Here is a 24,799-nt window from a genome sequence, read left to right on the forward strand (position 1 = left end):
TTCTAAGTTCACTTGATTTATATAGATTTATTTTTTACGGCTTCCTATATAAATGAAAGCTTCTCGGCTAGTCACTCCATTTTTTTCTTGGGTCACTTTGATTGTATCCCCAAATTTAACTGGTGCAGGCAACGTACACTCAAAGCTTCCATCTGGTTTTGAAGGACTGGTTTCCTGATTACCATTATTTACCTGTATAGCAACAACTGCATCTGGATCCACTAGACCTGTAATAATCTTTTGGCCACTAGTAATATTATCGACAGTTGGTGTTCTTGGTAATACTTTGGCTTCATGGATTTCTGTTTCATCTTCTTCGTCTGAAGCAGAATACTCGATGGAAGCACCCGCTTCGTATCGATGATCTAATAGAAATTCAAAATGACCATTACTATCTGCTTGACCTGAATACACCCGATTGAATATTTGTACTTTATAATTAGCAAAAGCTCGAGAAGTATCTCCTTGTGCCACACAATCTTGGGTTGTGATATCTTGTAAAGTAAGGTCTAATTCTTTACTACTCAATATTTTTGAATAGGTAATGTCACTTCTATTTCCCTGCGCATCTTCTGCGTAGCATTCTATAGTCGATCCGGCTGAGGCAGGTTCTTCTATAGAGATTTTAACGTCCCCTTCACTAGTAGCATCATTTTCAAAATTGCGAGTAAAACCTGTGATTTTGTCTTTAATTGACAAATAGATATGACTACCTGCCTCACTTTTTCCTTTTATTTCATTATCCGTATCAATAACTTTGTCTAATACTGGTTTTTCCGGTGGTGTATTATCGATAACCGTAAACTTGGTTTCTTTACTTGTAATTCCTGAAATTCCTGTCGCAGTAGCTGAACCAGTTGTACCTGCTGCATACTTACTATTTAAAGGGATTGAAAAATGACCGTCTTCTCCAGCCTGTGAGTCATAATTATCATTGTTAATTGTTACATGAATGAGCGCATTTTTTTCTGCGGTACCAGATAGTTTAGTGTCCTTATCACCTATATTATCAACACTTGGCGGCTCCGTTTGCTTTCTCGTTCCTACCGTTTTTATCGTAGCTTCACTTGGATTTCCAGCTGGGTCCTTAGCGGTCACACTAACCGTTGTACCTGCCGCAAAAGTTTCCTTCAAATCAAAATCAAACTCTCCCTTATCATTGGAATCTATATCAAAGCTTTGATTACCAAACATAGCGGTAACATGGCAATGTCCTTCGTGTGTATTCCCTGTCAAATGTGTGTCTGTATCATAGATATCATCTACAGTTGGAGCAGCTGGAGGGATCGTATCGACTACTTTAATTGTAATTGGCTCACTCGGATTGTTAGCTTCATCAAAAGCGATTGCTTGGAACTGTTGATACAGTTCAATACCCGCGGTCAATTCGAAATCTACTATCCCCTCTTCGTTTGCTTTTCCTGAGCCAACTTCCTCTCCTGTTCCCGCATCTGTTACTTTGACCATACTTAACGGTTCTGCGGTACCAGTCACACGTTTGTCTTCCAATTCAACATCATTAAGAACTGGTGCTTCAGGGTTTTTCGTATCCACCACGGTCACTTCTGTAGGATCACTGATATATTCTCCCTTTAGTTGAACCACGGATAAATGCTCGTTATACCTTAATTCACGATCTGTCATGACTGTGAAATTTCCTGCGCTATCTACAGTATCTTCCCCTATCTCTTGTTGTTGGGAGTCAGATACTTTGATCGTATTTCCAGGTTCCCCGGTTCCTTCTACTAGTTGAGAATGGGCTTCTGGCGCTTTGACAGTGGGCGCTTCGACAGGTTTCGATTCATGGATCCCTCCATCTGGGTCATCACCATCGTAACCAACCATTAAGAATAGGCTAGAATTTGGTTTCGCCTCAAAAGACATGGTGATCACATAGGCTGTATCAGTCGGTGAGGATACTGTTTCTTCGTAAATCTCATCACTTGCCTCAAGTGTTTTCTTCGTTCCGTTAAAATCAATCGTTCCGTTAGCCTCACCTTGTGCTAATTTTATTCCATAAATAAATTTCAAATGATAGACTTTATTTCCTTTCAAATGAAATGTACGTGAAGAGCTAAAGTGGGCGTTCCCAATGTTGGCAAAATTGACACTTGCAAAATGGATATTGGTTCCTGGACGCGTAGCTCCTGTAAGAAATATTTTATCTACTGGAATGTTTAAATCACTTTCATAATCTGGGGTAGACCACCCTGTCGATACATCAAATTCATCATCTGCTTTTGTATTTAAAACTAGTTGAGGATCATTGAGTTTTGACAATAAGTACTCAATGGCTGTCTCAGATACAGGATCAGTTGCTGCTTTCGTCTCTTGACTAGTAATCATTGCTAGTAAAAATAATGACGTTATAGTAGCTAAAATTGCCGTCTTCTTCATCTTTAACCTCAACTATGTGTTAGAAACACTTCTAATACACCAGCTGGATTGATTTTAGCATGTAGATACTGATGAACGACTTGGAAACCTTCTTTAACTTGTAAATAATAGACAGCTTCTTTTGGAGAGACAATTTCCAAATCTTCGAAGAGGACTGTCATGCCAGTAAGATCATGCCAAGGATTATAGGCATCAATAATCTCATTGTTTGCAACGACAATATCAAATCCAACATTAAATTTATTATCGAATGATTGCCAATATGGATGATACACACCATCGTCTATTCTTGTGCTTGTTGTTGCTTGCGTTTGCTCCATTAAACTACTTGTTGGAATCGTGTTTACTTGATTCATCTCATCCGCATGTGCCTTTGTTCCTAAGCTAGCTACTCCTAAAGATAAAAATGCCATTGTTGTAATTACTAATTTTTTCATTTACTTTTCCTCCATTTTTTTATTGATTGTTCTTGATGGTTCTATTTAACTCCTTCATAATCCCCTCCTTTGAAATAAATTTCACTTTAATCATACTTTATATAAATAACGTTTAAGTCTCATAAACAATCGATAACCATTATAATTTGATACTTTTATCACAAATTAAAAAATTAAATTTTTCCTCTCCATTTATATACTCCTACTCTTCAGATCTTAAGATTTATTTTCAAAACCTAAAACGAAAAGAATCAATCCAAGTCTATTTTCACTTAGATTGATTCTGGATGAAATTCTTTCAATTTAGTCTCTTATCACTACTTGACGAAAAGCCTATTTCATTTATACCAATAAAATAAGTAATGAACCCCTAAAATTAAAATTAGAGAAAATGAGACCAGCTGTTGCCTTCTGATCTCATTTCCGATAAATAGTCATAAGTTACCTTTCACCTGACAACTTCATTTGTCAATCAAAAACAATATGAAATAACCCTTTATTTTATAGTGATTGGTTGGAGTTAAAACAACTTAATGGAAAGTCTTTTTCACGTGTTAACTATTATTCTTTAGAAAAGGAATCAAATACTTACTTGTATACTCTATCAACTTCTTTTAACAAACAATGAAAGAACTTATGACTATGTACTTGATGAGTGGAGAAACATTTAAGTGATTTTTCCTTATGATACAAGTTCTTTACTCTTGTATCATAAGGAAAAATCACACTCGGATGGTATCAAAACCAAGAAGAAAATGAGCAATAATTGAGAATATTTTATTTCTGTTCTTATGTCATAAAATCGTCAGAATTTCCTTAGAATATCCAAAGGTTTGAGATAGAACTTTCGCATACATGACAAGTTGATTTAACGTAAACTGAACAAAAATAAGAAAGGGTTGAAATGAATGAAAAAAATCGCCTTAATTTTTGGTGGCACTTCAACAGAATATGAAGTATCCCTCAAATCAGCAGCTAGCGTCTTATCTGTATTAGAAAATCTGAATGTTGAAATTTACAAAATTGGCATAGCCTTGAACGGAAAATGGTATTTAACCTTTAGTGATAATGAGACTATTTCAAATGACTTATGGTTACAAGAAAAAAAAATAAATGAGATTACTCCTTCCTTCGATGGGCAAGGATTTTATGACCAAACAGAAAAAGCATATTTTAAACCAGATGTCTTATTTCCGATGCTACACGGTGGCACTGGGGAAAATGGTACATTACAAGGAGTTTTTGAATGTATGCAAATTCCTTATGTTGGTTGCGGCGTTGCCTCCTCTGCCATTTGTATGAATAAATATCTATTACATCAGTTTGCCAAAAGTGTCGGAGTGATGAGTACGCCTACACAGCTGATCTCATCGACGGACGAACAACAAGTAATCAAAAATTTTACCGAGTTATACGGTTTCCCTATATTTATCAAACCAAATGAAGCTGGTTCTTCAAAGGGAATCAGCAAAGTTCATACCGAAGCAGAGTTAGCTCAAGCGCTGACCGAAGCGTTCCAATTCAGTCAGACAGTCATTTTACAAAAAGCAGTCTCGGGAATAGAGATTGGTTGCGCCATCCTAGGAAATGATCAATTGCTTATTGGTGAATGTGATGAAGTATCTTTAGCAACCGACTTCTTTGATTATACGGAAAAATATCAAATGACTACAGCAAAGTTGACCGTTCCAGCAAAAATTCCAGTGGCAACTAGTAGAGAAATCAAGCATCAAGCACAATTACTTTATCAATTACTAGGATGTCAAGGCTTAGCTCGTATTGATTTTTTCCTAACAGACACTGGTGAAATCCTCTTAAATGAGATCAATACAATGCCTGGTTTTACCAATCATTCTAGATTTCCAGCCATGATGGCAGCTGTGGGCATCACTTATCAGGAGCTTATTTCAACATTAATTACTTTAGCGGAGGAAAAATAGCATGCATAATTTTTATTTACAGCTTGTAAACCAACAACATCCTTGGAAATCATTTAATCATTCGCCACAGCTTGTTCAAGCGACCTATGCGGAAGAAAAGATTTTTATAGATTCTAAGGTTAACCATCAATTTAATCAGTTACTGGAAGCACTGCAATTAACTGATCGTATCATGATCGTTGATGGGCATCGAACAGTTGCTGAGCAGAAACATTTGTGGAACTATTCTTTAAACGTGCATGGGGTGAACTATACAAAAAGTTATGTAGCATCTCCTGGCTGTAGTGAACATCATACGGGACTAGCAATTGATCTCGGTCTACGAAAGACAGAACATGATCTCATTGCGCCACGCTTCGAGGGAACAGAAGCCGAACTGTTTTTACAACATATGAAAGATTATGGATTTATTTTACGCTATCCTAAAAATAAGCAAAAAATTACAGGAATTGCTTATGAGCCTTGGCATTTTCGCTATGTAGGTACCCCTCATAGTCAAATCATCATGGATCACGGATGGACCTTAGAAGAATACATTGAATTTTTAAAACATCAAATTGAGGCGGTCTCATGAAAAACGTAAATACCGGAATCAATCAATTTCGATTGATTGCTGCTTTCATGGTTGTTGCGATTCATTGTTTTCCTTTTCAAGCGTTTAGTAAAACTCTTGATATATTGATTACTTTGACACTTTTTCGAATCGCCGTACCTTTTTTCTTAATGGTCACTGGTTTTTATTTAATTGGACCAATTGCCACTAAGAGAGACTATCCAGCATATTTAAAGATAAAAAAATTTTTAAAAAAGCAGGTGAAGCTATATGTGCTTGTTACGCTCATTTATCTTCCACTAGCTTTTTATAGTGGTGCGATCACTTTCAAAACAAGTGTCATTCAATTTTTTCAACTCATTTTTTTTGAAGGAGTTCTTTACCACTTGTGGTACTTTCCAGCATTGATTTTAGGTGTCCTCATCGTCTATTGTTTATTACAGCGATTCACACTTAGAAAAGTTTTATTAGTGACTTTTCTATTCTATTTACTATGTTTGGGTGGAGATAGTTGGTGGGGTTTAGCTAGACAAATTCCCGTGTTAGAAAAAAGCTATCAAGGGATATTTACGCTCATGATTCATACTCGAAACGGACTATTTTTTGCCCCTTTCTTTTTAACACTCGGTGCTTCGTTCCATCAATTAGAGTGGAACATGCGTACATCTAAAGCCAAGTATTTTTTGTTGATTGCTAGTTTAGGCATGCTGGCGGAAAGCTATTTGCTACACTCCTTTAGTTCACCGAAACATGATAGTGCATATCTATTCTTGCCTGTAGTGATGTTTTTTCTTTTTCCGTTTATTTTGAACTGGCAGCCTACTCGTGTCATAGTCGATGCTTCGACAATCAGTTTAGGCATTTATATCCTCCATCCTTATGTCATTGCTGTTGTCCATACTTTAGCCAAAAAAATAACGATACTAAACAATAGTTTGATTTATTATATCTGCGTTTCTCTTTTAACTAGTTTGATTATTCTTTATGTACACTCTAAGAAAAAGAAAACGACAAAAAATCATGCTACGTTTGTCCCTAGAACAAGAAAAGTACTCTCTAAGCAAGCAGTTATCCATAATTTGGCACAAATCAATCAAGTGATTCCGAAAACAACGAAAATAATGGCTGTCATAAAAGCCAACGCTTATGGAACTGATGATACAGAATTTGCTCGAATCTTAGAACAACAAGGAGTTGATTTTTTTGCTGTCGCTACCATTGATGAAGGCATTCGTTTGCGAGAAAATGGAATTAAAAGCAAAATCTTAATTCTAGGCTATACCCCATCGATACGAATAAAAGAATTAGCTCACTACACATTGATACAAACAATCGTTAGCAAAGAACATGCTTATGCATTAAATCAACAAAAGATTCCTATTTCTTGCCATCTAAAAATTGATACTGGCATGCATCGTTTAGGCGTTGAACCAGTGATGCAGGAGGTCGCATCCTTGTATCAATTACCCTACTTAGATATTCAAGGAATTTATTCTCATCTAGGTTCAGCTGATGATCGAAGTGACAAAGGAATCAAACGCACGAGAAAACAAATTTCGATTTTTGATTATTTACTACATGAACTAGAAAACCAAAAAATCGATGTCGGTCTTACTCATCTGCAAAGTAGCTACGGGATTTTGAATTATCCTGAACTGGTCTATGATTATGTTCGTCCTGGCATTCTTTTATACGGTTATTTAAGTGAACAAAATGGAGATTCAAAAATCAACTTAAATTTGCAACCTATTTTAGATGTCCAAGCACTGCTCGTATCAAAAAAATGGGTTGCTGCTGGTGAATATCTTGGCTACGGTCTGGATACTAAATTAGTTTCTCCAAAGCTGATTGGTATCATCAGCATCGGCTATGCAGACGGTGTTCCTAGAGAACTATCTCACACTGAGTTTTGCCTTGCTTATCAGGGACAAAATCTACCACAAATCGGACGAATTTGTATGGACATGCTATTAGTTGATTTGACTGATTCTCCAGAAATCAAAGTAGAGTCACAAATTAGTGTTTTCCCAGAACTAGAACAAACTGCTAATCAAACGAATACATTGACTAACGAAATCATCAGTCGCTTAGGTAATCGTTTCTACACCGAATGGTCCTAACCCCTTTTTCTCTAAAAGATGATAAAATAGAGCTACACACAAGTGAGAATAAAATTTTGGAGTGGTAGGGATAATGGATACAATTGTAATCGTTGATGATGAGAAAGAAATTGCCAATTTAATGACGACCTTTCTAGAAAATGAAGGATTCAAGGTCATGACCTTTTATAGCGGAAAGGAAGCACTGGATTATATTGATCAAAACGGTGCTTCCTTGGCCATTTTGGATGTGATGTTACCTGATGTAGACGGCTTCCAAATATTACAACACATCCGTCAAACATTCTTTTTCCCCGTATTGATGTTGACCGCAAAAGGAGAAAACTTAGATAAAATCACAGGACTGACTCTAGGTGCAGATGACTACATTACGAAACCTTTCAACCCGCTGGAAGTCGTGGCGCGAGTAAAAACACAGTTGCGGCGTACTCAACGTTACGATCAACCTTCCAATAGTAAATCTGATGAAGAATTTTCAAAGGAAGGTTTGGTACTGAAAAAAAACAGTCACCAAGTTTTCTTATTTGATCAAGAAGTGTTGATTACACCACTGGAGTTTAAGATCCTGCTCTACCTATTTGAGCATCAAGGAACGGTAGTCTCCTCTGAAACATTATTTGAAGAAGTTTGGCAAGAAAAATATTTAGACAATAATAATACAGTAATGGCACATATTGCACGTCTAAGAGAAAAATTAGGCGAAAAGCCAAGAAAACCTAAATACATTAAAACAGTTTGGGGAGTGGGCTATATCATTGAAAAATAAGTTGAACGATCCTTTGATCAAAAGAATCTTACTAAGATATATATCAACCGTGATTCTAGCAATTCTCATTTACGGTGGGTTCTTATTGTTACTTTTGTTCTTATTCCGTTTGCGAACCTGGTATGGGGATGAGCCATTTTATCTTTTTTTACGGACTCTATATATCCGTTTCAATTTGATTGGCCTTGTCTCAAGCGGCGCTTTTCTTCTTTTGCTGATTATTACTCTCGTTTATATTTTTAAACTCATTGGCTATTTGAATGAGACCATCACAGCCACTAAGCAATTATTGGAAGCGCCTGAACAACGTATCCAACTATCGAACGAGTTGTTCACAGTACAAGAAGAAATGAATCAAATTCGAGAAAATAATAATCAAGCAAACCGAGCAGCAAAAGTAGCGGAACAACGAAAAAATGATCTCATTGTTTACTTAGCACATGATTTACGTACACCATTAACTAGTGTGATCGGTTATTTGACGTTGTTAAAAGAAGAACCGCAGATCTCTACAGAATTACGAGCAAAATATACGGATATCGCCTTAGACAAAGCGTTACGTTTGGAAGAATTGATTGGTGAGTTTTTTGAAGTCACCCAATTCAACTTGACAAAGCTTACTATAAATAAAGAAATTGTGGATTTGAGTATTATGTTGGAGCAAATCAGCTATGAATTTTTACCAATCTTAAATGAAAAAGAACTTAAATGGCAATTAGCGATTGATAAAGGGATCAAAGCAGAAGTTGATCCAAACAAAATGGGACGAGTTTTTGATAATTTGATACGTAATGCGATCAATTACAGTTTCTCAAACTCAACCATCCAATTGAGTCTAGCAAAAAATGGACAAAACTTAGAATTTCAAATCACAAATGAAACGCATACTTTGCCAGAAGAAAAGCTTACACAAATTTTCGAACCTTTTTATCGTGTTGATACTTCAAGAAACAGTAGTACTGGCGGTACAGGGCTTGGCTTATCGATTGTAAAAGATATTGTGGAGGCTTCTGGTGGAAGTATTCATGCTCAAAGTAGCAACAATCAAATGACATTTACGCTTACCTTGCCAATCAGTGAATAACCAATCGAACAATATAAAATCGACTAGAACATGTGATTATCAGACCTAAAGTTAGATGAACTAACGAAAAGGTCTCACACATCCTAGTCGATTTTTTAGCTTTTTCCTATTTTACTTACCTACTAAATGATACAATAACTGGCTTTGTTCCGGTTGTGTCAACAACCAATTTGTAAATAATAGATCTTCATCTGATTTTCTTTGACAGATCGCTTGATAATAGGCTTCGGAACTGAATTGAATCTCTTCATAAATTTGATTAAAATCTCTCTCTTCCCCTTTATAAAGCAAATAGAAGAGTATCGTACTTAATTTGCTATCGATTGACAGCAACTCTTTTTTGTAACGAATGTAATTTTCAGCTTTTAAATTGGATACGATCTCTTTTGCTTCCTTCGCATAAAAATGATAGACAATATAGAGAGATTTCCTGATATAATAATTTTTCTGGATTTTCATCAAATGGACGGTTGATAAATCGTTATCCTGCAAATCTTCTACTAGATCTTCAACATTTAGTTCCCACAAAAACATCTTATTTCCTCCTCGACTTCGCATAACTTTATTGCATTATATTTTTATTATAAATAAAGCTTTCTAAGTCGAAGAATCAACAAAAAGATCATTTCTCTTCTATTTTGAGACTGACAGGTAAAAACCACCTAGTTTTCACTAGATGGTCTTATCCTCACTAATATCTCTTTTCAAACGTTCGGCTTGTAGCTTGAAAAGCTTTTTGCTGATTTTTTGCCGATCAAAAGGTGTTCCCATGCTTGAAATGACAAATTCTTCTTCATAATTGTCACTCTCTAGCAACCCAGGTACGTTGACTACCACTAAATCGTACACATGATTTTCTTGGTAACGTTCCACGCGCACATCATGCTCTCTTGAAAGATCCAGTTGCATCCGTTCAATCACCATCAACTCCATTAATGGGTCTGTAAACAGTAATACACCGATGCGCATCGGAGAGTCTATCAATGAATGTTCATGGTAGATATAGAGCATGTATTTGTGGAATACAAACTCTTCATTGTCTTTCAGATAGGTTTTTTCAAAATCTTCACTCATACATAATGAAGCCACCCATTGACGAATCACCACTTCCTTGTAATTGTAGTGTTGATAATAGTCAAGTAAAGTAGAATCTACATGAAAGAGATAACCTTTAAAAAATAATGCGCGATGATGACAATTAAAAACATAGTACAAGTAAAAAATGATATTTGTAGGTGTTGTTTCCTGTTCACATTGGATTAAGCGATTGCCGGAAACGCTATCCATTTTTTTGATTGATTGACCAACGATATCGTCACGTTCCATAGCGTAACGAACAATTTCTTTGGTCTTTTCGGAAGAAAAAGGCATTGTAAAAAAGGTTAAATTGAATAAATAAGTGCTTATTTTATCAATTTCCTTTAATTCAATATTAAACAGCTTAAAAAATTTAACGATGATTTCTGTAAATTCTTTATAATAATAATTATTATTTAAATAGGTAATAATAAAAGGGGGAATTTCTCCTAGTTCTCGATCCTTTTTCCTATTTTTTAACAAATTCGTGAACCACAAAGTTAGCCTGGCTTTTTGCATCGAATCTAAATCAGCACGATAATAAGTTTCTAAGCGCTTAAATAAGCGCTCAAATTGATTATGCTCTTGTGAGCGATAAATTAAAAATTGTTCAGGAAAAATATTTTGATAAAAAATCTGTTCAAAATAACGTAATTGCAATTCTTTCCCTTTCAACTGATTATCTTTGACCTGGATATCAAATTGTTGTAACACTTCATTGATTCGCTTGATCCTGCGATATAAATCGGCTCTACTAATCAATAATTCGCTAATAAGGTATTCAGCCTGTACAACCGTTTTTTCTAAGTACTCTCGGACAATCAAAAAGTTTATTGATGTTGCCGCATAGATACTAACAATTTGCCCTAGACTTAAATATCCCTTTTCCGTCAGGGTATACATACTAGTTTTCTTTTTGTACTGTACTAAGTCATTATGAAAATGGTTGCGTAAGCGAAAATTAATCGAATCGACAATTTTAGTTAATACATTGTTAGATACCGCTAAAATATCCAGTAAAGTTTCTCTATCTACTTGACCGTCATGAATATACAACTCATCTAAGAAACGAATTTCTCGCAGCTCATAATTATCCAACAATTGATCTTTTATCACTTCAGCTACACTCCTTTTAACAATTCTCTATTAAGTAAATAGTAACACTCCTACAAAACTGACTCGAATAATCTGTTTGTGATTGTCATGATTACATTTATTGGTAGAAATAAAGCCAAAGAATCTGAAAAAGGAGAACTAATTTTCAGATTCTTTGGCTTTATATGTTACGTAATATTAACACAATACTGTTATTATATCTTGTTCGATATAGGTTAAGCAGGTGTATCTAATAAATCCCAAGTAACGGTTGCCTCAAACTCCCCAGTGTACTGGTTTGCAGGAGCTTTTAGATGAATATCATCTTTTGTCCAAGTATCCGCCCAAACACCCATACCTTGGTCTTTTTGTGCAGTAAACAATTCATTTACATTATTATCAGCAGTTAATGTTACAGCATTAGCAGTTGGCTGATTTTGTGTTGGAACGTTTGCATCAGTCGTTTTTACATCCCCAGCAGGTAATACTAATTCAGCGCCATTCAACGTATTTGAACTACCTGAGTCTTTAAATTCTGATAATGATACGTTTACTTTCCAGCCATCACCTTTCCCACGTACATCACGGATTTCAACACCATATCCAGCATCAATCGTTGCTGATGGATTGTTAGGATCTGCTACTTGATTTGTTGGATTTACGTCAATGGCAGAGCCATTCAATTTGATCGTGCCGAAATCAAAATGAGAAGCATAGGCCAATCCTAATGAACCAGCTGGCTGAAGTACATCACCAGGATCAACTGGATCAATCAAAATAGGTGGTTGAGTATCAGGATCATTAGGATCCACGCCTCCTCCTTCAATAATTTCTGCTGTAACAGCTGTATCATGATTATCTGCTTGTGCGGCAAAAACGTTCAATCCGCCTGTTGCTAAAGTAGATGCTAAAGTTGCAACAACTAAACTTGTACCCATTAATTTTTTCATTATAGTATCCTCTTTCTTATCTTTACTCATTTCATATTAGGTTTTGATTTTTCTTATTTATCCTTCTCTTCATTGCTTTTACTTTTCCTACGCATGTATAAAAAGAATAAGATAAACGCGAGAATCAATGCGATGATCACTCCAGATAAAATATAGAGCAATGTATTATCTGTTTTCTTCAATTCTACCGCTTCGTCGTTTAATTTTTTCACTTCTTTACTTTTGATAGTAAAATCTTTCGTGAAGTCCCATTCACCTGAATCAGAGCCTACGTGCATTTTCAAGGTGTAAGTTCCAGGTTGTAGCTGTTCGTTGTCCCAGTTGATTGGAAAATCAAAATTCGTATTCGGTGCAACATTCATGTTTTCTTTTTTAGTTGTATGCAACACGTCTTTACTATTTTTCTTATAAACTTTTGCATCCACAGAAACTTTACGCAAAATAGTTGACGTACTATTTTGGAGATTAGCCGCAACAGCTGTACGATAATTGACAAGAGTCGGCTTTACATCTTTTAAATTCATCACCGGTTTGACTATTTCCATGTCTTCCCGAATTTGAAGTCCAAGAACGTAGGAATACAGATTTTCAATCGTTACACTTTGCTTTTTGCTTTTTTTCGCTTCACTCTCTTTAGAAATATGGATTCCACCTAAAATAGTCCCAGCAATTTTTTCTTTTGGCATTTTTAGATGAAAGGAGACTTTCTTCGTTTCCCCTGGAGAGAAATCCACTTTTTGTTGATTATTTGTTATTAGTTTCTCCACTGGATACTTTAAACTCTCATCCGTCTTTTTGCCATGTTGCGAATAATCGATCACACCATTTTGGTTCGTCATGGCATTATTGACCTCTAAATGAATCGTTTCTTTTTTGTCCGAACGATTAGATACGGTCACTGTGATGTCTTGCTCCGCACCAGGTGCCATTTTCAAATCAAAATAACTTAGATTTTCACCAATTTGATTCTCAGGAATATCTGCTTTGACAGAGTAATTCATATCATCTGCTAAAGCGTTTTGTCCACCCAATAAAGTCAAGCCTACAGTTGCTAAAAGTAAAAGGTATTTTCTCATGTATTCCTATCATTCCTTTATTTTTATTTTACGTCAGCACGAATTATGGTGCACTGACTAAGTTCCATTCAATGGTACTCGTATAGTCCACACCATTTTCAGCAGAACCTGCTGGGACTTTCAATGTTACGTCTGATGCTGCATATTTATCTACCCATGTACCTTGTCCTGAATCAGGTGCTGCTGTCATCACGTCAACGGCTGTACTACTTCCATCTAATACTACATCGCTAACTGTTGGTGCAGCAGAGTTATTTCCAGTAGTTGTTACAGTAGTACCGTTGTTTAATGACAACTCTGTACCACGTAACACAACGTTTTGTGCATCTGCGTCTTGTCCTGTAAATGGTGAAGCTGTCGCTGACAATCTCCATCCAGCTTTTTTATCTCCACGAGTATCTGTTACTTGGATACGTGGTGTTGTATTTTTTGCTTCATAAACTGCATTAGCACCTGAGATTTTTTGCTCACCAAATGAAAGATTTGAAACGTAGTCAATTGATAATGGCCCTACTTCTCCAGTACCACCATTTCCTGGATCTTCAGGATCGGTACCTGGATCTGGATTATCTGGATTATCTGGATCTACTGGCGGAGTAACACCGTCTCCTGGCAAGAATTTAATTGTTGCATTAGAAGTAGCATTTGAGTCTGTGGCATCTGCAAATGCACTCACTCCTGTAGTTGCAATTCCTCCTAATGATAAAAGTAAAGCTGAATATAGAGCGATTTTATTTTTCATGTAGTTTTCCTCCGATAATTTGAATTCTTTTCATAAAAGTATATAGCGCACCGCTTACTAGCAGTACTCCTAACCAAAACATTGAAACATGACTGATTGTATTTGTTTTAGGTAATGTTCCTTGAGACATTTTTCCTCCAGAAACAGAACCGTCGTCACCTGGTATTTCAATGTTAGGCTGTGATTGGTTGATATCCCCCGAACTCCAACTTCCATCGTAGCCGTTAAAGTAAATCCCCGCATGGGAAGTATGCGCACTTGACGCTGCTTCCACAGTGCCTCCTACCATAAACAAGCTACATACGAAGAATAAAGTGAGTAAGAACTTTTTTTTCTTTTTCATCTTCTCCCTTCCTCCTATATTTACTTGATGATTCAACGGGTAAAATAATTCGTTAAATCTATCAGTTATCACAAGCAACTTTTTGTTACAACTTGATATTACAGTGTTTCCTCTATGTTAAAGTCTCAAAAATAGCTGGCATTATTTATTAAATTGATACAAGACAGCCGCCGCCTTGCCATTATTGTTTGCACGCGACTTAATATCAAAAATCACCTGTTATAGTACATGTTTTGATACCCTAAAAAGTTATTTGCTTTTATTTTTAGTGACTATTTATGTAAGAATGTTTAATGTTAGCATTCCATCCATCAAAAAACTCAAGTTAAAAAAAGCGTCCTAGAAGTGAATTACTTCTAGAACACCCTCTTTATAACAAATTCTTATTTTTATCTGACATCTTCATAAAGTAAACTAAAGAAAATTTTCTTTTTTTATAGTTATATACTATGGTAATTTCACTGACATACTTACTTGCGCCAACTTGATTTCATTTGTACCCCTGACTACAATTCCTTTATTCTTATAAATCCCTAATTCATCTGGTTCGTCAAAATTAAATTCTCCTGACAATTCATGCCAGTTGCCATCAGCAATCAATTCAACATTCGCACCTGGAATACCATCCAAGCCGTAAATATCACCAGCTAACATATATTGACCCAAATGAATAGCGACTGGTTCATTCGAAGGATTTAATTGATAAATAACCGAATATTTATAGTCATGATTAGCAATCATCGAGCCTTTTTGTCCCAATGAAATTTGGTTATTGATTGCAGTCACTCGGATGGCATTCTCTTGTTTTTCGATTTTTTGACCTAAAGCTTGTGCGCCATTCCAGTTCGATAAATCATTGAACGTTGGATCGACTAAAGCTGATTCCCAACCTTTCACCTGGGATTGGGTTTCACTTACTGGCATAGTGTCAGCCAAACTGGTTGTTGCTATACCTAAGCCAAGACCCCCTAACATCAATGTACTACATGCGAGTGTTATCATTTTTTTTGTATTCAACTTTTTTCTCCTTTGTACTATTTTTTTAGGAAAGCGCCTTCCTATCTTTTATAGTAGATGTGATTCGCATCAAAAAGGTCTCAATAGCCGCTGTCTTTTTGTTTTTTTTGATACCATTTATTCATGAAATGTTAATTTTCACAATTTGCCGCTTGCATTGAAAGCTTTCAAGTAATTCCAATCAAAAAGGGCTCAGGATAAATAATCCTGAGCCCTTCCTATCTTATTTCTGCTTCGATTGATTTTAGATGAAGCTCTAATTTGCACTCAACAACACTACTTGTCGAAGAGCTTTTTAAGGAGCTTGTTCCAAAGTCCAATTGATGGTCCCTTGGTAATTTTCAGCTTTCATACTTGTTGGATCAACAGCAAATAATATCCCTTTATCTTCTTGCCAATTAATAATTGGATCTACTTTTTGTTCATCCCCTTGAGCAATCAATACTGTTGCTGCTAAAGATGACTCATTCCCTAAATCGTCCACATAAACTGTAGCATCTTTGTATTTGGCATGACTCGTCTCTCCAACCATTTCTTCAGCTTTTGCTTTTACTTGCCATTTTACTTTTTTCGAATTATCGATTGTTATCTGCCAATTTTTATCTGTTCGTTTCGCATATTCCTTATCGTCTGATAAAGCTTGCTTATCATAGGTTAAAATATCTGGTACGTTGAAACTCAATTCACTTGGTTCAACTGTCACCGTAATTGTTTTTTCTGTTGTATTCTTATCACTGTCGGTTGCCCAATAGACAACTTTATATGTTCCTGGTTTTGAAGTATCCACTGTATTTTCGTGGACTGTCACTGGAACTGTTCCATCTTCTTTATCAGTAGCCGAAACCCCATCTAATGGGTCGAAAGTTGAGTTTTGCGCAATCGTTTTATCAACTGCTTGAATGACAGGCTTCTCACCAATTTGTTCATTCGTAAATACTACTTTATCAATTAAATTTCCCACGGAATTATTTCCAGAACTAGTGCTTACAGCTTCAAACTGGAATCGAGTAACAGTCTGTCCATCAGGGATTTTATACACGCCTGAATATTCTGTCCAAGTTGTGCCCGTTTTCATTGTCTGGATATCTTCCATTTTGCCATTTGGTACGCCAAATTTTACTTTAGCTACATCTTCCCCATCGCGTCCACGATGATAAACGCTCCAACGAACAATCGATCCTGGCTTTGTTTGAACATCTTGGTATAACGCGCCGACGTCGCTAGCATTTAACTCAGCCCATTGTTGCCCATCAGGTGCTGGACCATAACGCGTAATATTTTGTAACTCTATCGTGTGATCTGCAGCGGTCGTTTGCCACTCTAAGTCAGGCGTTCCTTCAGCAAATGTCTGTCCGCGGTTTGCGCCACTAATTAGAGGTTTTTCAAAACTACCATTTTTCAATTCAATAAGATCAGAGGGTTGGGAGACATTTACTGTGATTTCTTTTGTCGAAACTGTAGACTGATCATCTTCCCCTATTACTTCAAACGTATTCGCTCCAACAGACAATTTATCGGCTGGTATCGTTAACGAATATTTATTGTGTTGATTGGCCGGAGTAGACGTAAAATTTGTGCTATCAATCGACGTTGCCTCGCCTTTTTTCTTAATACTTACTGATTGCATAGCTGTAGCTGTATTGGACCAAATTTCCCCTGTAGTTTGCACACTTTCGCCTTTTTCAATATCAAACGTGTCTTTGTCTACAGTTAAATCTAAAGTATGTGCTGGTTTGGGAGGCATTACAACCATAAATATATTTTCCTCTTTTGTGGGGTTTACACTATCTTCTGCCCTAACCGTGTACTGATAGGTTTTTCCTACACTTAACTTCTCTGTAGGTACCGATAAGCTATAATCTCGCTTCTCACCTAACGGAACATTAGAAAACAAATTATAATCAATGTTGTTTCCCACTGGATCTCCTTTTAACCTAACCGAAACCATAAAATTCTGCAACCCTGTATCCGATACTTGCCCTTTAATCTGCAGGTCCTCTCCTTGAGGAACTTGGTAGATAGCACCGTTATTATCCACCGACAAATCAATAGTCCCTGCTGGTTTAGGGGTTACCGTCACCGGCATATCTATTTTCGTTTGTAAATTTCCACTATCTTTAACAGAATAGGAGACTTTATACTGCCCAGGTTTACTTGTATCTACATTATTGGATTCAACCACAATCTTGTTTGTTAAATCCCCATCTTCAGTGTCTGTTGCAGTAACGTTCCATTTGCTTGGTGCTGGATCAAAAGTACTTCCTTGTGCTACAGAAGGGGAGGGGCTTGGCAAATGAATGACAGGGGGGGTATTTGGGTTACCCACTGTGACAGCAATTGTTTTTCTTGTTGTCCATCCCCCACTGTCTGTCACAGAATAAGTAACAGAATAGCTTCCCTCTTTACTAGTGTCCACGTCATTATGAACAACGTTTGCCTCCGTTAAAGTAATTGGCCCGTCATCTGCATCCGTTGCGGTTACTCCCTCCAACGGATCAAAGGTAGCATTTAATGCCAGACGTCGGTCTGAGGCATTAATCACCGGTGCGGCTGTATTTACTGGTGGATTTAAGTCTTGTTTTAAACTGAAACCAGTAAACTCAGGAGGGTTCCAGCGGTCTCCTTTTTTCCCTCTAATTATAATTCTCATTTTAGTCATACCTTGGGGAACGACAAATTCAACTCTCTTCCACACATTGTTTCCCAAAGGCGGTGTAAATGCGTCCACTACCGAAAAATCCTCTAAGTTATCACTTACAGGTCCTGCATATACAATGAAGTCCTTTGAGACTCTAATCCCAGTAGTATAGAAGTTACCAAAAGACAGGGTGCTACCTGGCGTAACCGATACATCTTGATATATCATGGTGTTTGTTGTTGTAGAGAAGATCATTAACCTCATACTTTCTTTAGTGTCATTTCCTGGTGGCCATTGCACGGCCGTGCTATTCATGTGATACCCACCTGCTAGAGGAGTCCACCCTGGTATAGTATTAGGGATGGTAGTACCGCCCCAGTCAAAAAACTTTGGATTTTCAAACAATTCTGGACCCAAATTCTCATCAGCTATAGGAGCTGAAGACGGTAGGTTTTGGGCAGTGGACACTTGGTTCTTTGAATTTTGTTTCTCCAACTCACTAGGTTTTCCAGGTGATACGGGTGATATATTTAATGGATTACTCGTGTCAATAGGACTACTAGCTTCAGGTTTAGATGATGATTCTTTATTGTCTTTTGAAGCGCTAGTATTGGTTGGATTTTGTGCCGGCTTGTCTTCTTTTTTTATTGCAGCGTTAGTAGTCGTGGTCAATTCTGTTGTCTCTTGAGCAAAACTTAACATTGGAGTCATTACTTGCAAGAATAAACTACCAAGCAATAAACTCGAAACCCACTTTTTTTTCATTCATTGACTCCTCCTTCATTGTACATTTTCCATAAAACTTTTGCAGTGATTCGTTTGATCTTTTCTGTAACAGATTGTTGTTTGCGTCATTCCCATCGAAAAAAACTTCACTGCTAACATATATGTTCAAGATAATAATCGAAGCATTCATTATATTGTTGGTCTTTGAAAATCGTTGTTCATTCATGTAACAAAAACATTGCTCGTGACTTCTTCTTTTTTAGCCAACACATTTTCGATACCCTCAGTGTCACGCTTCATTATCCAAACATTCATAGTGTAGAAAATAAACATCTTCCTACCCATATCCCAATATTACATAAATTTTTCTTTCTAACAGTCTCAATTCGAATGGGATTCGACTTGGTTTTTGCGACTACTAATTATCTGAAATGGATGCTACCCAGTGTTTCTCTTTATATGTACACGAAAAATAATTAACTATCAAAAAAAGAACTTAGACTTTTTTCATCACTTCATTCAACAACACTATATAATTTCTTCACAAATCAGGCGATAACTACGAAAAGAAAAAGAACCAATTTCGTAGTTACCGCTTGATTGATCGAAATCGCCCTTGTGCCAATCCCACTAATCAAGTCATATTTTTAGTTGTCTGTCTAGTAATCATCCAACAAGATTCTCCAGCAATCTCAACAAACTTTTTACTTGAGTCGTATATAGTTCGTAATAATTTTTGCTTGGATGTTGGAATGCTGGTTGCCAAGGTTTTGGCTGTCCACTGTAATGGATGATATAAGGCCTCTTCCTCGCTTCACGGTATTCTTTCTCTCCTATAAATGTTGGATGTCTTTTCGTCTTATTTAGAATATAGGTCTGGACGTTCCATTTAGAATGTAGCCGATACCATTGATTATACAGCACTACGTTTAACGCCTCCTGGTCGTGACACTCCAATTTGTTTGGATAACGTTTGATATTTTCTAGCACCTTCTTTGTAATACCTAACTGATTCCACTTCAAGACATCGACGACGATCGCGCCAGAATCGAAACATAGTAAGGTTTTAATTGGCAGATCCACTTCTATTGAGGGATGGTGGAAACTAGCATCTTCCACTGCTGAGATGACATGTCCTGAAAAATCGACGGCCCATAATTCGGAAATATCTTCAAGGGCAATCATGTCACAATCTAAATATAGGATTTTTTCCGTCGATTGATTTTTTAAAAGCGCGGGCAACAAAATTCGAGCATTGGCCACCTTTGAAAGTTCTTGATCAGTCCTCCTTACTAGATGGTTGTCAATGGTTAAAAATTCAATACTTGCTTTTTCTCGTTTTATTGAGACGATGGTTTTTAACATCTGACGATCAGTATCTGTTAATTGGATATCTAGAACAAAAAAATGAAATAAAATATCTTTCTTTTGGCAATTGTCTATGATTAAAAGTATTAATGCAGCTAAGTGAGGCGCCCAGGCAGTATTACAATAAGAAGCAATGGCTAATTCTTTTTTGGTCATACTACTCCTCCTTTTCTAAAAAATTTGAGAATTTGTCATTCCCCTTCTTATACACGCTCTCATAAAAAGAGACGATACAAATTTTTACAGAACCAACATTAATGATCTGAATAATCTGAAAATTCAGATCATTAATGTTGAGCTCAGTTTTTGATGACTATTTTGTTTCATACACTTTTGATTTTATTTAGCGAATTTAAATGCTATCATCTCTGAGGTTATTTCTCCTCATTTCTTTCTTTTTAGAATATATATTTCTTTATCGTACTTCCCAATACATATACTGTTCTAATTAATATTCACCTGTTTGATGATCCCAATCCTTCCTCATTTACGAACCGAATACATAACTATTTCCGGACAATATAAATGACATATTCTAAGTTAAGAATATATGATTTTAACTTGAGGCAAAAAGAAGTAAACATCAATTTCTGCTTCAGTACACTAAGCGAATGATTGGCTACATGTTCTTCAGATGATGTAAGTACTCTTGTTTTGTTTTTGACTATACTTGTCTCAGGGTAAAGAATATCTTTTGTTGAAATGATTAACTAGTTTGACCCCCAAGTTTTTCGTCAATGTGTAATTGGCGCACCTTGCGATCCTAACGATGAAAGATAGTAGAAATGACTGCCGATAAGATTTTTCCATATTCCAATGAATCTCTTTTAAGCACAAAATCATAGAGTTGAATATTTCGATACAAACTTTGTAGAATCGTGTGTTCAGTATAACTACTAAAGACAATGAACCCGGTAGATACATGCCTAATCTTCTCTCCAAACTCTAAACCTGCGTCCTCATCATACCTTACTCTACCAAGCTACTGAAAGAATCGTTGCGGTTCACTAATTAGTTGGATAGAATATGCGGTCTTTTACTATCTAAGATTTGTTGAATCATTTCTTTGTAATAGATGGCACACAAAGGATTCGTTTCAACCAAATAGATATCTACCATCTTAAAATAATCTATTTCTAGAAAGCCAATTTTCACAAATTTATGAAAAGAAATCAATGACTACTAAAAAACAAAAAAAGAATCAGTATAGGCCTTCCGCTTAAATTCATTCATACACTTATCTTTGAATATTATTATTTTACTTGATAAGCGAAATAGTGACCATTTCTTTCTGCCAATCCAAAAGTAGCCGAACATTTTAAATAAGTAGGAATATATGTCACAGATGGAATAGAAAAGTATTGCTTTTGTTTATCCGTAACCTTAATCGGCAACTGGATTTCTGTTCCATGATGATTCGTTAATATCGTATACTTATTTCTGAAGTTTACAATTATCGCTTGATAGCATCCTAAAAATTGTAACTTGTTTCCTTCATATCTTAATAGTTCTTCTTTTGAGGGTAAAAAACTCGGTTCCAAAGCTTTCGGATTTTTTGTATGCAAGTGAACATGGGGAATCATTAAATTGTTGTATTCCATAAAAATACTTATTGTTAGAAGAACAAGCATTCCAATGGTAAGAAATAAGAATCTTTTCATTTCGTCCCCCTTCTGAGAAACACATCCTAAAAATAGTAGATACCTTTTTATAAAAATATCTCGCATTGTCTGTCTTTCTACGAAAGCCTTTCACTATTAACTTGAAATTTTCTTATTACGCCAGTATCTAGCTATGAACCAAATACTTGAAACGAGAAATCCAATTTCTCCTATAATGACACTGTAAAATCCTGGCTCGTGAACAATTCCATGTTTATCTACATAAACGAATGACGTACCAAAAAAAGGGATTAACAAAGAAATGAGTAAACAAACAGTGGGGGAGCCATATTTCTTCCACATTTTTTCCACACCTTTCTATTCATAAGATATGCAATAACAAATAGAACAATCATAAGTGGGAGAACAGCCATAGTATCCTATTTGCTATTGCAAAAGAGTTTTAACGATTAACAACTCTTCTTTGTTAAGAATAAGTAAATGTGAGTCGTTCAAAATTCCATTTTCAGCTATTTTTCATCAAATTTTGAGACTCACTAAATTTATTCACCCTAAATATTCTATTCATAAAGCATCGAACTTTATTTCAACCGTTATATCCTTTGAGTTAAAATAAATTTGGGCATTTCAGATAATGATTTGGATTAACCATTATATTCCTTCAAATTGTCTTTTAAATACGCTCCCTTTGATAGGAAGCGCACTTGGCTTGAAATTTGATAGGAATGATTGATTAGTTGCTGCTACTCTTCAAGGGAACATCCACTTGTGCAAACACTTTTCCATCTTTCAAATGTAAAATACTCACCTTTTTATCGATTGAGTCTACGAAATCTTCAGCGTATAGTTGAAAGGGTTGATTTTCAACTTGCTCTGATTCAGGAACAGAATCAAACTGCATGATTCGTCTACCAAGTCCATTGACAATCAACATCAATGTATCTTTATCCGTTGTTCCTCGATTATCAAATGTTCCAACGATCGATGAATCTTTACCTATAACAAATGGCTGAACGCTTAAACTTTTGATCATTGTATTATTTCCAGTTAATTCATCGTACGCAGATAATAAATCACGTGCATATAACATAGAGATCGGCAATTGTTCGTCAGCGTTTAAGACATCAATACCTACTGCTGCATAGTTACTTACACTTACTTGCTGGCGTAGAATAGCTATATCTTCATCATTAAGTGTTAATTCATATTTTCCAGACTCAGAATAAGGAATTGATTGGTAAATCCCATCTTCTTGTGTAAAGAAACGAACGAATAAATAAGGTTTCGGATTTTTTAGCTCAATCTTCATGGACAAATGAGCCTGACCATTCACTAAGCTCATTTGAATCTTTGAATTTCCATTACTTGTATTGATTACCGGAATATCAACTTGAGTTTCAGCTAATGGAGATGTTGTAAGAGGACTTCTTTGTGGTTCCGATAAACTGGTTTGAGTTTCTAAATTCAGAGTGTCTGTGTGCACCTTCATTGTTCCGCCTGTCACTCCTAATGCTAATGATAAAATACCTAATTTAATTATTTTCTGCATATTTCTATCTCCTTCTCATTCTTCTATGTTCATCTTTTAAACTATCCTTTATTATTAAAATCGGTAGTATGCAAATTTTTTCTATAGACGTATAAAACAAAAGAGCCGCTTCGGCTCTCTTGTTTATTTACTAGAACAGGTTAGAACAGTCTAATTTACTCGATTAAATGACAATTACTTGTTTTCTTGACGTGACAGTTATTTACTGAACTACGAACATAATCGCTTAGCTATTTTGTTCGTATAACTGACACATTTAGTTTTTTTATAACAACGGGATCGCCATGGATAGAAGGTACACAATAGATGATACTATATGTGCCCGCTTTTCTAGTGTCTACATTGTTTTCCAGAATAAAGATAATCTGTTGTCTCCACACCTTGACTATCATGTGAAGTGATCCCTAATTATTTTGGAAGCGGATTAAACGTGCTATATTGCGAGACAACAATAGGGTTTTGTGGAAATACAATATCTGCAATGTGGTCTAGAACAGTGACAGCAATGCTTTTCTCCGTTCGCTTATGATCAGAATCTTCTATTGCATACGTTACTTTATATTTTCCTGGTTGGTTCATATCCACATTATCATAGATGACATTCTCTAGTGCAGGTTGGCTACTTCCATCTTCGTGATCATAAAAATATACGCCTTCCAATGGATTAAAAAAATCTCCGACGTAAAGGGTCCGATCATTCGCAAAAATTACCGGAGCCTGTCCAGTTTGCTCTAATGGTTTCATTACAGGGGCACCCTCTATCGCTTTTTCTGCTTCTGTCGCAAATGTCACCTGATTTGCAACTACTGTTGGAATGGCTAGTGCAACCAAACTCAGCATACTCAACCATTTAGAATGTTTCATATTTTCCCTCCTTTCTTAATTGATTATATGGAAAATCCATACGATTAAATTATAGTTAGGAGTGGAAATCGAATGGTCTCATATTTTAGAGTTATTTACGCATTATTGATATTATTCTTCCTCTAACTACTAGTCTGATAATAAAAATTATTTTCATGTTTTTTAAGATAGAAAGGTATCACTTTTTCATCTTTCAATTCTTTATAGTTTTTGTATTTAAAAAGATAGTAATATTTATTTTTTCCTTTGATATAAGCAGTATCAAGATAATGTAAATATTTTACTTGAGAAATAAAAATTAGTTTTTCAGTACTCGTTAATTCTGGAAGTCCTTTCTTCCTTCGCCAACTATCCAAATCAATAAAAGTGAATGTTCTTTGTTTTGTTTGTGAAATAAAGGATAATAACTCCTTCTCTGACATTTTCCTGCACCTC

The 24,799-nt window shown here is 35.9% G+C and carries 22 protein-coding genes; 5 read left to right on the plus strand and 17 right to left on the minus strand.

Going from position 1 to position 24,799, the window contains the following annotated elements; genetic code table 11:
• Window positions 1–27 precede the first annotated feature (27 nt).
• Window positions 28–2,397: an Ig-like domain-containing protein gene (locus DOK79_RS03695; RefSeq protein WP_206854977.1), complete on the minus strand. Its 2,370-nt coding sequence runs from the start codon at window positions 2,395–2,397 to the stop codon at window positions 28–30.
• Window positions 2,398–2,405: 8 nt separating this feature from the next.
• A complete protein-coding gene (locus tag DOK79_RS03700; protein WP_206854980.1) occupies window positions 2,406–2,834 on the minus strand; it encodes a hypothetical protein in 429 nt (142 codons plus the stop codon).
• A gap of 908 nt (window positions 2,835–3,742) precedes the next feature.
• Between DOK79_RS03700 and vanN the strand changes: the two genes are divergently transcribed.
• From vanN to vanS, 5 genes are all read left to right on the plus strand, one after another.
• Entirely contained in the window at window positions 3,743–4,774 is a 1,032-nt protein-coding gene (vanN, locus tag DOK79_RS03705; protein WP_206857278.1) for a D-alanine--D-serine ligase VanN, read from the plus strand.
• 1 nt (window position 4,775) lies between these two features.
• Window positions 4,776–5,348: a D,D-carboxypeptidase/D,D-dipeptidase VanXY gene (gene vanXY, locus DOK79_RS03710; protein WP_206857280.1), complete on the plus strand. Its 573-nt coding sequence runs from the start codon at window positions 4,776–4,778 to the stop codon at window positions 5,346–5,348.
• Window positions 5,345–7,447 (plus strand): membrane-bound serine racemase VanT, encoded by a 2,103-nt coding sequence (gene vanT, locus DOK79_RS03715; RefSeq protein WP_206857282.1) that lies wholly within the window; start codon window positions 5,345–5,347, stop codon window positions 7,445–7,447. Before vanXY ends, vanT begins: the two co-directional genes overlap by 4 nt.
• Before the next feature lie 73 nt (window positions 7,448–7,520).
• A complete protein-coding gene (vanR, locus tag DOK79_RS03720) occupies window positions 7,521–8,213 on the plus strand; it encodes a VanR-ABDEGLN family response regulator transcription factor (RefSeq protein WP_242543312.1) in 693 nt (230 codons plus the stop codon).
• Complete coding sequence (gene vanS, locus DOK79_RS03725) at window positions 8,203–9,297, plus strand: vancomycin resistance histidine kinase VanS (RefSeq protein WP_206857284.1); 1,095 nt, start codon at window positions 8,203–8,205, stop codon at window positions 9,295–9,297. The genes vanR and vanS overlap by 11 nt, the downstream gene beginning before the upstream one ends.
• 111 nt (window positions 9,298–9,408) lie before the next feature.
• On the opposite strand, the gene DOK79_RS03730 is transcribed toward vanS, so the two are convergent.
• The 15 genes from DOK79_RS03730 to DOK79_RS03795 form a co-directional block, all read right to left on the minus strand.
• The gene (locus DOK79_RS03730; protein WP_206857285.1) at window positions 9,409–9,831 is read right to left on the minus strand and encodes a hypothetical protein; all 423 of its coding nucleotides are present in this window, start codon (window positions 9,829–9,831) and stop codon (window positions 9,409–9,411) included.
• A 138-nt stretch (window positions 9,832–9,969) separates the two neighbouring features.
• Entirely contained in the window at window positions 9,970–11,490 is a 1,521-nt protein-coding gene (locus tag DOK79_RS03735) for a helix-turn-helix domain-containing protein (RefSeq protein ID WP_206857289.1), read from the minus strand.
• 215 nt (window positions 11,491–11,705) lie between these two features.
• Window positions 11,706–12,419, minus strand: a complete 714-nt coding sequence (locus DOK79_RS03740) for a WxL domain-containing protein (protein ID WP_206856378.1) — start codon at window positions 12,417–12,419, stop codon at window positions 11,706–11,708.
• Window positions 12,420–12,472: 53 nt separating this feature from the next.
• Window positions 12,473–13,495 carry a DUF916 and DUF3324 domain-containing protein gene (locus tag DOK79_RS03745; protein WP_206856376.1) on the minus strand — a complete coding sequence of 341 codons (1,023 nt, stop codon included), beginning with the start codon at window positions 13,493–13,495 and terminating at the stop codon, window positions 12,473–12,475.
• A 43-nt stretch (window positions 13,496–13,538) separates the two neighbouring features.
• Window positions 13,539–14,237 (minus strand): WxL domain-containing protein, encoded by a 699-nt coding sequence (locus DOK79_RS03750; protein WP_206856373.1) that lies wholly within the window; start codon window positions 14,235–14,237, stop codon window positions 13,539–13,541.
• Window positions 14,227–14,580: an LPXTG cell wall anchor domain-containing protein gene (locus DOK79_RS03755; RefSeq protein ID WP_206856371.1), complete on the minus strand. Its 354-nt coding sequence runs from the start codon at window positions 14,578–14,580 to the stop codon at window positions 14,227–14,229. Before DOK79_RS03755 ends, DOK79_RS03750 begins: the two co-directional genes overlap by 11 nt.
• A 447-nt stretch (window positions 14,581–15,027) precedes the next feature.
• The gene (locus DOK79_RS03760; protein ID WP_206856370.1) at window positions 15,028–15,597 is read right to left on the minus strand and encodes a hypothetical protein; all 570 of its coding nucleotides are present in this window, start codon (window positions 15,595–15,597) and stop codon (window positions 15,028–15,030) included.
• Window positions 15,598–15,892: 295 nt separating this feature from the next.
• Entirely contained in the window at window positions 15,893–19,000 is a 3,108-nt protein-coding gene (locus tag DOK79_RS03765; protein ID WP_206856368.1) for an immunoglobulin-like domain-containing protein, read from the minus strand.
• A 627-nt stretch (window positions 19,001–19,627) separates the two neighbouring features.
• Window positions 19,628–20,485 (minus strand): glycosyltransferase family 8 protein, encoded by an 858-nt coding sequence (locus tag DOK79_RS03770; RefSeq protein ID WP_206856366.1) that lies wholly within the window; start codon window positions 20,483–20,485, stop codon window positions 19,628–19,630.
• A gap of 350 nt (window positions 20,486–20,835) precedes the next feature.
• Window positions 20,836–21,036, minus strand: a complete 201-nt coding sequence (locus DOK79_RS15470) for a LytTR family transcriptional regulator DNA-binding domain-containing protein (RefSeq protein ID WP_206856382.1) — start codon at window positions 21,034–21,036, stop codon at window positions 20,836–20,838.
• A gap of 546 nt (window positions 21,037–21,582) precedes the next feature.
• Window positions 21,583–21,990, minus strand: a complete 408-nt coding sequence (locus tag DOK79_RS03775; RefSeq protein WP_206856365.1) for a hypothetical protein — start codon at window positions 21,988–21,990, stop codon at window positions 21,583–21,585.
• A gap of 96 nt (window positions 21,991–22,086) precedes the next feature.
• Window positions 22,087–22,293 carry a DUF3955 domain-containing protein gene (locus tag DOK79_RS03780; protein ID WP_206856363.1) on the minus strand — a complete coding sequence of 69 codons (207 nt, stop codon included), beginning with the start codon at window positions 22,291–22,293 and terminating at the stop codon, window positions 22,087–22,089.
• A 391-nt stretch (window positions 22,294–22,684) separates the two neighbouring features.
• Window positions 22,685–23,500 (minus strand): hypothetical protein, encoded by an 816-nt coding sequence (locus DOK79_RS03785; RefSeq protein ID WP_206856361.1) that lies wholly within the window; start codon window positions 23,498–23,500, stop codon window positions 22,685–22,687.
• Window positions 23,501–23,908: 408 nt separating this feature from the next.
• Window positions 23,909–24,364, minus strand: a complete 456-nt coding sequence (locus tag DOK79_RS03790; protein ID WP_206856359.1) for an immunoglobulin-like domain-containing protein — start codon at window positions 24,362–24,364, stop codon at window positions 23,909–23,911.
• Window positions 24,365–24,486: 122 nt separating this feature from the next.
• Window positions 24,487–24,786, minus strand: coding sequence for a hypothetical protein (locus DOK79_RS03795; RefSeq protein ID WP_206856357.1), 300 nt, complete (start codon window positions 24,784–24,786; stop codon window positions 24,487–24,489).
• Between the last annotated feature and the right edge of the window lie 13 nt (window positions 24,787–24,799).

The sequence above is a fragment of the Enterococcus sp. DIV1094 genome, assembly GCF_017316305.2.
GTDB lineage: Bacteria > Bacillota > Bacilli > Lactobacillales > Enterococcaceae > Enterococcus_B > Enterococcus_B mangumiae.

What these genes read in the sequence shown, in the direction of transcription:
- DOK79_RS03740 (WP_206856378.1), bottom strand. Translation starts at nt 12,419, where the DNA reads ATGAAAAAATTAATGGGTACAAGTTTAGTTGTTGCAACTTTAGCATCT.
- DOK79_RS03795 (WP_206856357.1), bottom strand. Translation starts at nt 24,786, where the DNA reads ATGTCAGAGAAGGAGTTATTATCCTTTATTTCACAAACAAAACAAAGA.
- vanXY (WP_206857280.1), top strand. Translation starts at nt 4,776, where the DNA reads ATGCATAATTTTTATTTACAGCTTGTAAACCAACAACATCCTTGGAAA.
- DOK79_RS03730 (WP_206857285.1), bottom strand. Translation starts at nt 9,831, where the DNA reads ATGTTTTTGTGGGAACTAAATGTTGAAGATCTAGTAGAAGATTTGCAG.
- DOK79_RS03780 (WP_206856363.1), bottom strand. Translation starts at nt 22,293, where the DNA reads ATGTGGAAGAAATATGGCTCCCCCACTGTTTGTTTACTCATTTCTTTG.
- DOK79_RS03775 (WP_206856365.1), bottom strand. Translation starts at nt 21,990, where the DNA reads ATGAAAAGATTCTTATTTCTTACCATTGGAATGCTTGTTCTTCTAACA.
- vanN (WP_206857278.1), top strand. Translation starts at nt 3,743, where the DNA reads ATGAAAAAAATCGCCTTAATTTTTGGTGGCACTTCAACAGAATATGAA.
- DOK79_RS03785 (WP_206856361.1), bottom strand. Translation starts at nt 23,500, where the DNA reads ATGCAGAAAATAATTAAATTAGGTATTTTATCATTAGCATTAGGAGTG.
- DOK79_RS03755 (WP_206856371.1), bottom strand. Translation starts at nt 14,580, where the DNA reads ATGAAAAAGAAAAAAAAGTTCTTACTCACTTTATTCTTCGTATGTAGC.
- DOK79_RS03750 (WP_206856373.1), bottom strand. Translation starts at nt 14,237, where the DNA reads ATGAAAAATAAAATCGCTCTATATTCAGCTTTACTTTTATCATTAGGA.
- vanR (WP_242543312.1), top strand. Translation starts at nt 7,521, where the DNA reads ATGGATACAATTGTAATCGTTGATGATGAGAAAGAAATTGCCAATTTA.
- DOK79_RS03695 (WP_206854977.1), bottom strand. Translation starts at nt 2,397, where the DNA reads ATGAAGAAGACGGCAATTTTAGCTACTATAACGTCATTATTTTTACTA.
- DOK79_RS03745 (WP_206856376.1), bottom strand. Translation starts at nt 13,495, where the DNA reads ATGAGAAAATACCTTTTACTTTTAGCAACTGTAGGCTTGACTTTATTG.
- vanT (WP_206857282.1), top strand. Translation starts at nt 5,345, where the DNA reads ATGAAAAACGTAAATACCGGAATCAATCAATTTCGATTGATTGCTGCT.
- DOK79_RS03770 (WP_206856366.1), bottom strand. Translation starts at nt 20,485, where the DNA reads ATGACCAAAAAAGAATTAGCCATTGCTTCTTATTGTAATACTGCCTGG.
- DOK79_RS03765 (WP_206856368.1), bottom strand. Translation starts at nt 19,000, where the DNA reads ATGAAAAAAAAGTGGGTTTCGAGTTTATTGCTTGGTAGTTTATTCTTG.
- DOK79_RS03790 (WP_206856359.1), bottom strand. Translation starts at nt 24,364, where the DNA reads ATGAAACATTCTAAATGGTTGAGTATGCTGAGTTTGGTTGCACTAGCC.
- DOK79_RS03700 (WP_206854980.1), bottom strand. Translation starts at nt 2,834, where the DNA reads ATGAAAAAATTAGTAATTACAACAATGGCATTTTTATCTTTAGGAGTA.